We start from the raw sequence: 9,629 nt of genomic DNA on the forward strand, positions 1-9,629 counted from the left end.
TCTGTCCCCGCGACCATAATCCGCCGCAAACCATCATTTCCTCTGGCGGTTGTCCTAGTCCGGGCGATTGGCCTGCAGCATGGTTCGGAATCCAGCCTCTGAGACCTCGTGGGTGGCGGTCTCGACTACCCATGCACCGGAGGATGCGGAACTGAAATTAAAGGGTGTAATCTTGCCTTGGGCGACGACACTCGGGTTGCCGGGCATCTCGATTTCAAGCGTTTCCTTGGTCCGCCCGGCGCGGCGGGCTTCCGCATCGGCGACGGCACGGGCTTCTTTTTCGGATCGGAACCGCTGTCGCAGCCGTCTGACCGGCTCTTCATCACCGATTTGAACCTCCACGTCCTCGCCCGCTTCCAAGTCCCGGTAGGTGGCGATGACAGTACCCGTGGCTTCGCCCAAGCTGCGCCGCATCGCCCAGCGCGTAACATCCGCCTGCAGCAAAGGGATAGTCGGCGTGGGCTGGCCAGATGCTTTGATGCCCTCGGCTTTCCTTCCGACGAAAAGGACGCCGCCGGCGGGTTTGGCGACCAGGTCATGTATCAGGGCGATGCGTGTGAGCATCGATAGATCACTTTCATCGATCTGATCGATGTGGCCGGGGATGATCGACGCCACGGATGCGGTCACACCAGGCGTGAGACCGTTGTCGCCCGCGATCGTGGACACGATATCCGCAATGGTCAGACTATCTTCCCAAGAGCGGGTCTTCTGCTGGTGGATGGGTGCGTAGCCGCTCTGGGTCTGCCCCTGCGGCTTGGCCCGGCAAACGACGGTGATCGCGCGCGGCGGCGAGCTCTCCTCGACCTCATCGGCGATATAGAGCCCCATGTGCTTGAACTCGCCAAGATACCCCAACTCGATCTCTACCTCGGCTCCGGGCTCCGGCATGATAAAGCGTGATACCGGCGAGACATTGGCGAACGTGATTTCGGCTGTGTCGGAGACAAAGCCGGCAGCGTCGGTCACGCGCACCGAGCTCAGTTGCGAAAACAGAAACCCGGAGATTGGCGCGCCGTTGATGCGCACCCGGACAAATGGGCGAAAGTCGGTCAGCCCCATAGCTGCTCCGTCTCCGCTAGCCCGGTGATGCTCACGTCAGGGAGGGCGATGCGTATCCCCGCATCCAGGACCGCGCCCAGCGCCGACAGGCCGGGATTGGCATCCAGCACAGCCTCGACCTTACCATCAAGCGTGTCACCGTAGTGAGCAGCCACGATCGCATCGAGCACGTCGCCGTCAGAAGAAACGTAGTAGAGATCGGAGCCCGCTGTCATATCTCGCCATCCTCATCGTGAAATCCTGCCGGTGGGGAACGCCTTGGGAGGCGAACACCTCCTGACCTTCGCTGATACCCTCGACCACCCACAGCCCCAACACCTTGCCGATGCCGGATACGAGTGTGAGCGGTAGGCCCAAGCTTGCCTGGGTGCGCATTCGATCGACCTGCTTCAGTCCACCGCGAAAGTGCGGGTAGATCACACCCTCGATCTCGATCGTCTCCGGCCCATAGCCTGTGAATTGGAGGGCGTCACTGGTCCCGATCCGAGCCTGCCGCGCCCAGCGATACTCGGTGGACCGGCTCAGGCGCTGGTAGGTCGCACTGTCGATCGAGAATTGGAAGAACCCGAGCTGCATCATCACCTCAGCCATGGTTATCTCCCGTATGGTCCAGTCGAGGGCGCCCGATCGAACAACCCGTTGCCCGCGGCCTGGCGGCTCTTGCGTTCGACCAGGCGAATGACCTCCTCGGCGGATGCGCCCGCCGCATGGATGGTGTAGGTGATATGCTGTGTCACCGGACCCGTCGCCGCAGCCGCCGCCTGCGCCCCGGCACCACCAGACGCGAACAACGCCTCCACCCGCGCGGCAATACCCGCGTCCGAGGCGCTGTGGGGCCGTGTGGCGCGATTTCGAGATGCCATGACCCGTTCTGCCCGGCCCATAGCTGCCCCAGCGCGGCGCGGTACCGGGCGTGGTCGATCCATGAGCGCGCCAACACGATCGGCGTAGCCCGCGAGCCGGCGGAGAGCGCGATTATTGGCAACATAGCCGGAACGGTTCTCGAACTTGAGCTCCGGACCCAGCTCGCCAGTCAGGTGCCAACCTGGCCGGAATGGTCCGCCCAGCGCATTCGCCTGTGGGCGCATAGCAGGCCGGACGTTGGACGGCAGAGGTGACGACGCCGTTTTGCCTTCCAACTCGCGCAATGTCTCGACGATCTTGCGAGCCGTAAAGAGCGCCTGATCGAGCGATTCCGTAGAAATTGCGGGCGTGACCTCTTCATCACTCAAGACGCGAAGCGCTTCCGTCAGCTCAGTGGCGCGGCCCCTGGCGGTCTCGAGCTCCTGCTCAACCTCCTGCATCTCTTGGGTGCGCTGATCCAGCTCCACTTGCAGCGGCGCTTTAAGAATGTCCGACATCGGCCCGTCTTTAATCTGATCGATTTGAGCCTGTAGTGCCTGGACTTCCTCGCGCGCCGCCGCTGCGCCATCCTCAAGGTCGCTAATTGCGTCGGGTGTGGGCAGACTTCCCATGACGCGGGCGGCAAAGAGGCGCTCGGCAGCTCGAGCGTCGGTTGAAGCCATGGATTGGAACTCTTGCGTCTGCCCAAGCCGTCGCCGTTCTTCTACCGGGATCCTCGTCTCCGCAAGGAGCTGCTCAGGGGTTGCAGGTCCCGCCGCTGCGGCTTCCGGTGTCAGCGTACCGTCGCTCATTTCCATGTTGCCAAGGCCAAGAGCAACGCCTGTGCCGATCGCTCCGCCCTTCAGAAGGAAACGTCCTGCTGCCGCGCCCAGCGCAGCGAGCCCGCCACGCTTGGTTGCGGTACCCGCCGCTGCGCCTGCGCCAGTAGCTGCCGCATTGCCCAGAGCAGATCGTTTGCCCAGCCGTCCAAGCGCCGAGTCCACCAGCCCGGTGCTTGCTGCCAACGCACCCATAGCGACGGCTGCACTTCCGACGGCCCAGGCAAAACGCCCAATCTTCCAGATGGTACGGAAGGCAAAGACCCCGGCTATGATCTTGCCCAGGTTTTCATATCCACCAACCATACCTGCTACGGCATCAACACCCTCCCAGACTTTGGCAGTCACATCGCCAATACCGGAGGCAACCTTACCGAGCTTGGGAATTACCTCCTCCAGGCCATCGGCAAATCGCTCGGACCACGCTTCCACCTCGGCACGGTTTTCAATCAGCGCATCGCCGATCCGACGCATCGACTGCGTGACGACTGGCATTAGGGCAGCCCCGACAGTGTTCCTGAGGCCTTTCATGGTCAGTTGGGTATCAAGCAAGGTATCCTGGAACACCTCCGCATCACGGGCAGCCTGTTCCGAGAGGACGTAGCCGGTGCGCCGTGCGTCATCGCGCAGATCCTGAAGTCCACGCGAGCCGTCTCGCAGCATGTTCAACATGCCAATGCCGGAGCGCCCGAAAATGTCGTTGGCGATCGCGGCCTTTTCAGCCTGAGTAGCAACGCCGTCCATTCGGTCGGCAATAAGGCCCAGCGCCTCCTCGGGTAGCATCTGAGACAACTCAGCTGCCGACAGGCCAAGAGCATCAAGGGCATCTTTCTGAGCACCAGTACCATCGAGCGCGAGACCAATGTTCTTGGTCATTTTCTCCAGCGCAGTATCAAAGGCAGATGTGGCTATGCCTGACCGTTCGGCGGCGTATCGCAACTCTTGCAGGGTCTCGATCCCAATGCCGAGCTTGTCCGCTGTTTTTGCGACATCATCACCGAGCTTCGCGGTGGAAGAGGCCACCCCAAAAATTGCACCCCCCGCAATCGTGGCCCCAACGGCAATCCGACGGGCGTTGCGCCCGATATCCGTGGCCATGGTGTTGAAGGTTGAGCCAACACGGCGCGAAGCCGCAGCGGCACGGTTCCAACGCTCCTGGGAACGGCGAAGATCGTTGAGTGTGCGCTCGAGCTTCTCGTATTCTTGATCGAGGTGCGCAACGGATTGACCCTGCCGACGCAGAACACTGCGCTGGCGATCGAGCTCTTTCTGCCGGCGTTCCACCCCCTTGATGGCGTTGCCAACCTCGTTAAGCCCAGATTTTAGAAACCCGACATTGCGCTTGACCGATGCTTCAAGAACCGAGCCGATGGTGATGGTGGCGTTCAGGCGCTGGTTTTTTGTCGTCATCGTCAGCGGCCTTTCACATCCACCAGGTACACCGGTTGCGCGTCTTGCTTCGGCAGGCCCTCTAACCACCAGATGAAACGACTGACCGGCATGGCCATGATCTCAGCCTCGGCCCATCCGGTATGCCGGGCGAGCCGAAGGGCTCCCACCCGGACTTGCTGATCGGTCAGCCTAAAAAAACGCCGTATGCGTCCTGGAGCCGTCCGTATTGGCGCATGGTTAGACCACGAATGGCCTCCGGCGACTGTTCGGTGAGATTAGCGATCGCCTGGCTTTCGCGCTCGCCAACGGATTTGATCTTCTCGATTGCGAGCTCGTCAGCAACGGTGGGCTCACGCATTGTCAGACTGCTGACCTCAGTACCGTCCAGCTTTGGCTTGTTCTTCAAGTCCGCAAAGCTGACCGTCATGGACCCGTCGTCCTCCTCGGTCAGCCAATCCGGTAGGTTCCCCTCGCTCATGTGCCCTCCTTACAGGCCGATATTGGCGCGATGCGCGGCGAGTTGATCCACGCCGTCGATCACACGCACCATGTTGATGACATCGATTTCGTTGATCGTGCGCTGGCCGTGAACCTCACGGTAGTAGCGCAGGCTAATCGTGACGGTCAGAGACGGTTTGGTACCGGATCCCCAAGTGCCGCGTGCGACCGAGATCATCTTGCCCTGCATGTGGTGCGCGACCGCGGTCGTGGTGCCGTCCAGGCTCTCGAGCGAGCCCCTGGCGGTGAGCTGCACGGTGGAGCCGTCTTTGACGCCCCAGAGTGCAAGAACGTCTGCGTCGTAGGAGGTCAGAACGAAGGAGCAGGTCATTTTCTCCTGCCCCATGTCGATGTCGATCGGCTGATCCATACCACCACCGCGGAACTCCTCGGTCGAGAGAGTTATGTCGGGAGGATTGTACTCCTCGATCTTGCCCGCGTAGCCGCGGCCGTCGACGATCAGGTTGAGATACTTGAGAATGTCCTCGGCGGCCATCAGTTAAACACCTCCTCGATGTAGTCATTGACCAGGTGGGAACGGAATGTGATCTGCTCGGCGGGGTAGACCGGCGTGAAATCGAAGTTAAAAAACACCTTGCCGAGCTGGATGTTTGCCGCCGAATTCAGGTCGGGGTCCGCCCAGCACTTGCCGCCCAGGATCGCGCCCAATGCGACCAGGTCGCGGAGGTAGTTGTTCACACCCTCTTCGACGTCCTCGACATAGAATTTCGTGATTCCGCGATCGACGGCCCAAAGATGGGCCCGCAGGAGCGAGTCATTGATGATGTCTGCGGTGCGACGGACGCTCAGGAACACCCACTTGGTGTCGGCGGTTAGCGTCCGGTTCCCCCAGAGGCGGAAACCGTTCTGCCGGATGGTGGTTGCGACCTTGTTCTCGTTGAGAAGGTTGGCGCGGGCGCTGGCATCGCCGAGCTTGAAATCGACCGGGCGCGTGGTCCCGATGATGCCGGAGATCAGGTTGTTGGATGGAGACGCCCAGAAGCCGGTGTCGTTGTCCACCTTGGCGATCAACCCCGCCACCCGTGGCGATGGGGGTAGATCGAGGATATCGCTGCCGACCGTGACTTTGTGCCAGGGGTCGCAAAGATAGATGCGATCGGAGCCAAAGTCACCGGCAGCGGTGTAGGCATCAGTGTCGGTGGTGTTCGGTCCATCAGCGATGACGACTGCCCGGAGACGGTTTGCGATGCCCTGCAGCTCGGCGACAACAGGGTTGGCGAGCCCTTGGGGACGCTGGTGAGTGAAGCCGGGAGCGATCAGGATGCGAGGGGCGTATCCCACAACACTCTCGGCCCCTACGAGAGCGTGGACGCCCTCGAGGTTGCCATCGCCGGCGTTGACGCCACCGATTACGTTGGCAAGGGTGCTTGCTTCATCTGCGCCTGCTTCGACGCGCACAACGATGACGACGGCCCCGATCTGATCGAAGATACCGTCCATCGCACTCGGGAGCGTGCCTTTGCTGTCGCCTGCGGTATCAAGGCCAGCGGCCTCTTTCCGGGATCCTGCAACCACGACCGGCGTGTTAAGGGGGAAAGCATCAGCATCGGCGTCGGGCGCAGTGCCCACGATTCCGATAACCGAGGATCTGACCGTCTGAATCGGACGGGGGCCTGCATCGATCTCAATGACCTCGACGCCGTGAAGGAATGCCATGTGGACCTCGCTTGGTGAAGTTGCTTGTTGGGCCAAGCATCACACCAAGCTCCAGGCTATTCCTCTGGCGGGACTCCCGCATGCGATATGCCGAATTGATAGGTCAGACTCATCTCGACAGCACGGTGGTAGCGTTTAGGCAATTCGGCGCGATTTACTTGACAGCTTGCCCAGCCTCTTTGGCGATTTTGGCCACCAAGCCGATGTTGTGGACGGCTCCTGCTCCCACCGGTGTCGCAGCGCGCCATAATGAAGGTGTCTAAGTCTGCTTTTGAGAGGAGGCTACCCTAACCAAAGAGGAAGTCATCTTCCGTCAGGTCTGTCACGTCGAAACCATTTAGGGTAATTGTACCGTGCCCGGACACATCAATTCTATGGTCTATTACCACCTCACCGTTCGGTGTGACGCCAGCATTAACAAAGGTGCTCAAATCAGAGTAGGAAACACCTGCGATATCCACTCTGATAAGGTCAATGCCATCTTCGAAGTCCTGTATCGTATCGTGTCCAAAACTGCTAAAAACAAATACGTCACTTCCGGCGCCGCCCCTCAGAGTGTCATTGCCCGCGCCACCGTTCAGGATGTCATCGCCATCGTTGCCCCACAGGCTGTCATTGCCGGCTTCTCCATACAGGTAATCATCGCCCGCGCGGCCATCCAAGCTATCGTTCCCACCCGAACCCCAAAGACTGTTGTTGGCCCCATCACCACGCAGCGTATCTGCATGCGTGGATCCCGCGAGGTTTTCGATGGAAACAAAAACATCACCCGCTGCGTCACCGGTGTTGGCCCCAGCGTTGGCCAAATCAACCGTCACGCCAGACGTTGCAAACCCGTAGGCCGCCCCATCACGGCCCGCGCCGCCATCCAAGCTATCCGCACCTGCGCCGCCATACATCCAGTCATTGCCCGCACCGCCAGACAGAATGTCATTGCCCGCTTCGCCATACAGGTAATCATCGCCCGCGCGGCCATCCAAGCTATCGTTCCCACCCGAACCCCAAAGACTGTTGTTGGCCCCATCACCACGCAGCGTGTCTGCATGCGTGGATCCCGCGAGGTCTTCGATGGAAATAAAAACATCACCCGCTGCGTCACCGGTGTTGGCCCCAGCGTTGCCCAAATCGACCGTCACGCCAGACGTTGCAAACCCGTAGACCACCGCATCACGGCCCGCGCCGCCATCCAAGCTATCCGCACCTGCGCCGCCCCGCAAAATGTCATCGCCCGCGCCGCCCCTCAGATCGTCATTGCCATCTTCGCCATTCAGGCGGTCATTGCCGTCCCCGCCGTTCAGGATGTCATCGCCTGCACCACCCCAAAGACCGTTGTTGGCCCCATCACCACTCAGCGTGTCTGCATGCGTGGATCCCGCGAGGTTTTCGATGGAAATAAGAACATCACCCGCTGCGTCACCGGTGTTGGCCCCAGCGTTGGCCAAATCAACCGTCACGCCAGACGTTGCAAACCCGTAGGCCGCCCCATCACGGCCCGCGCCGCCATCCAAGCTATCCGCACCTGCGCCGCCATACATCCAGTCATTGCCCGCACCGCCAGACAGAATGTCATTGCCCGCTTTGCCATACAGGTAATCATCGCCCGCGCGGCCATCCAAGCTATCGTTCCCACCCGAACCCCAAAGACTGTTGTTGGCCCCATCACCACGCAGCGTGTCTGCATGCGTGGATCCCGCGAGGTCTTCGATGGAAATAAAAACATCACCCGCTGCGTCACCGGTGTTGGCCCCAGCGTTGCCCAAATCGACCGTCACGCCAGACGTTGCAAACCCGTAGACCACCGCATCACGGCCCGCGCCGCCATCCAAGCTATCCGCACCTGCGCCGCCCCGCAAAATGTCATCGCCCGCGCCGCCCCTCAGATCGTCATTGCCATCTTCGCCATTCAGGCGGTCATTGCCGTCCCCGCCGTTCAGGATGTCATCGCCTGCACCGCCATTAAGGGTGTCATTTCCAGCATGGCCATAAAGTGTGTCATCGCCAGCGTTACCGGTCAGGGTATCATCACCATCGGTTCCATGGATCGGTGCCTCGTTTCGTCCATGAACAACCACTGAAATGGTTGCGGTGCTTTCACTGCCATCGCCGTCCTTGACCGTATAGGTGAATGTATCCGTCAGGGTCTGGCTTTCTGCCAGAGCCTGAACATCATCTGCGCCGGTTGGATCATAGCTGATCGTCCCGTCGGTGTTCAGCGTCAGCGTGGCGCCATGCGCACTCAGGGCCGAAACCTCTATCACCGTGAGCGCATCCCCGTCGACATCGCTGTCGTTGGCGAGAAGGGTGGCTGTATCAATCAGGGTGACAACGTCTTCTGTGACCGGGTTGGGACTTTTGGCAACACCGTTCGCATCAAAAACGCGAGCCTTGATCGCAGTGTTAGACGTATCCCCTTGCTGCCGATCGGAAGACGTCCACGTTACGACAAAATCACCATTGGCGAGGGCGGTAACACTCGGCTGGCTTTGAGATAAAGTGGTAAATTCATTGACCAGGAATTCACTGACGATCTCAACACCATTCGCATCAAAAATACGGGCCTTGATAGCCCCGAAGGAAGTATCGCCTTGCTCCCTGTCAGAGGACGTCCACGTTACGACAAAACCGCCATTGGCGAGGGCGGTAACGCTCGGGTCGATTTGAGCGGTATTGGTGAATTCATTGACCAGGAACTCAGTGACGACTTCAGAGCCATTCGCATCAAAAATACGAGCCTTGATGGCAAAATTGGAAGCATCACCCTGCTGTCCGTCAAAAGACTGCCAGGTTACAACGAAATTGCCATCGGCGAGTGCTGTAACATTCGGATTGCTTTGAGTGAGATGGTGAAATTCATTGACAACGAATTCACTGGTGATCTCATTTCCATCTGCGTCCAGAATACGCGCTTTGATGGCAGCTTGATGCGTATCCTCTTGCTGCTGGTCAAAAGACTGCCAGGTGACAACAAAATTGCCATTGGCAAGTGCTGTAACACTCGGAAATTCTTGCTTTCTATCGGTGAATTCGTTGACACGGAACTCGCCAACGACCCCAGTGCCATTCGCATCAAAAGTGCGGGCCTTGATGGCAAGAGAAGTATCCCCTTGCTGCTGGTCAGAAGACTGCCAGGTGACAACGAAATGGCCATTGGCGAGTTCTGTAACGCTCGGATTGCTTTGTCCGCCAAAGGTAAACTCATTGGCGCGGAACTCGCTAACGACCTCATTTCCATCCGCGTCAAAAATACGGGCCTTGATCGCAGTACTTGACGTATCGCCCTGCTGCCAGTCACGAGAGCTCCAGGTAACGATGAAATTG

General features: G+C 59.6%; 9 protein-coding genes. All 9 read right to left on the minus strand.

Features of this window, described 5'->3' with window-relative positions:
- Nucleotides 1–54: 54 nt before the first annotated feature.
- On the minus strand, nucleotides 55–1,062 hold the full coding sequence (locus tag Q1B13_RS22700; protein ID WP_299084349.1) for a phage late control D family protein: 1,008 nt from the start codon (nucleotides 1,060–1,062) through the stop codon (nucleotides 55–57).
- A complete protein-coding gene (locus tag Q1B13_RS22705) occupies nucleotides 1,053–1,217 on the minus strand; it encodes a tail protein X (protein ID WP_299084347.1) in 165 nt (54 codons plus the stop codon). Before Q1B13_RS22705 ends, Q1B13_RS22700 begins: the two co-directional genes overlap by 10 nt.
- 22 nt (nucleotides 1,218–1,239) lie before the next feature.
- Nucleotides 1,240–1,653: a phage tail protein gene (locus tag Q1B13_RS22710; RefSeq protein ID WP_299084345.1), complete on the minus strand. Its 414-nt coding sequence runs from the start codon at nucleotides 1,651–1,653 to the stop codon at nucleotides 1,240–1,242.
- A gap of 2 nt (nucleotides 1,654–1,655) precedes the next feature.
- Nucleotides 1,656–4,154, minus strand: coding sequence for a hypothetical protein (locus tag Q1B13_RS22715; protein WP_299084342.1), 2,499 nt, complete (start codon nucleotides 4,152–4,154; stop codon nucleotides 1,656–1,658).
- Nucleotides 4,155–4,156: 2 nt separating this feature from the next.
- A complete protein-coding gene (locus Q1B13_RS22720) occupies nucleotides 4,157–4,303 on the minus strand; it encodes a hypothetical protein (RefSeq protein WP_299084339.1) in 147 nt (48 codons plus the stop codon).
- 17 nt (nucleotides 4,304–4,320) lie between these two features.
- Nucleotides 4,321–4,614: a phage tail assembly protein gene (locus tag Q1B13_RS22725; RefSeq protein ID WP_299084336.1), complete on the minus strand. Its 294-nt coding sequence runs from the start codon at nucleotides 4,612–4,614 to the stop codon at nucleotides 4,321–4,323.
- Between the two features lie 9 nt (nucleotides 4,615–4,623).
- Nucleotides 4,624–5,130: a phage major tail tube protein gene (locus Q1B13_RS22730; RefSeq protein ID WP_299084333.1), complete on the minus strand. Its 507-nt coding sequence runs from the start codon at nucleotides 5,128–5,130 to the stop codon at nucleotides 4,624–4,626.
- Nucleotides 5,130–6,311 carry a phage tail sheath C-terminal domain-containing protein gene (locus Q1B13_RS22735; RefSeq protein WP_299084331.1) on the minus strand — a complete coding sequence of 394 codons (1,182 nt, stop codon included), beginning with the start codon at nucleotides 6,309–6,311 and terminating at the stop codon, nucleotides 5,130–5,132. The genes Q1B13_RS22730 and Q1B13_RS22735 overlap by 1 nt, the downstream gene beginning before the upstream one ends.
- Before the next feature lie 287 nt (nucleotides 6,312–6,598).
- Nucleotides 6,599–9,629, minus strand: a 3,031-nt coding sequence (locus Q1B13_RS22740; protein ID WP_299084328.1) for a cadherin-like domain-containing protein, incomplete at its 5' end; no start/stop codon positions are given.

The organism is uncultured Ruegeria sp. (assembly GCF_947489545.1).
Taxonomy (GTDB): domain Bacteria; phylum Pseudomonadota; class Alphaproteobacteria; order Rhodobacterales; family Rhodobacteraceae; genus Ruegeria.

Excerpts from the sequence above, each read along its gene's own strand:
- Q1B13_RS22725 (WP_299084336.1), bottom strand. The coding sequence starts at position 4,614 with ATGAGCGAGGGGAACCTACCGGATTGGCTGACCGAGGAGGACGACGGG.
- Q1B13_RS22710 (WP_299084345.1), bottom strand. The coding sequence starts at position 1,653 with ATGGCTGAGGTGATGATGCAGCTCGGGTTCTTCCAATTCTCGATCGAC.
- Q1B13_RS22700 (WP_299084349.1), bottom strand. The coding sequence starts at position 1,062 with ATGGGGCTGACCGACTTTCGCCCATTTGTCCGGGTGCGCATCAACGGC.
- Q1B13_RS22730 (WP_299084333.1), bottom strand. The coding sequence starts at position 5,130 with ATGGCCGCCGAGGACATTCTCAAGTATCTCAACCTGATCGTCGACGGC.
- Q1B13_RS22735 (WP_299084331.1), bottom strand. The coding sequence starts at position 6,311 with ATGGCATTCCTTCACGGCGTCGAGGTCATTGAGATCGATGCAGGCCCC.
- Q1B13_RS22715 (WP_299084342.1), bottom strand. The coding sequence starts at position 4,154 with ATGACGACAAAAAACCAGCGCCTGAACGCCACCATCACCATCGGCTCG.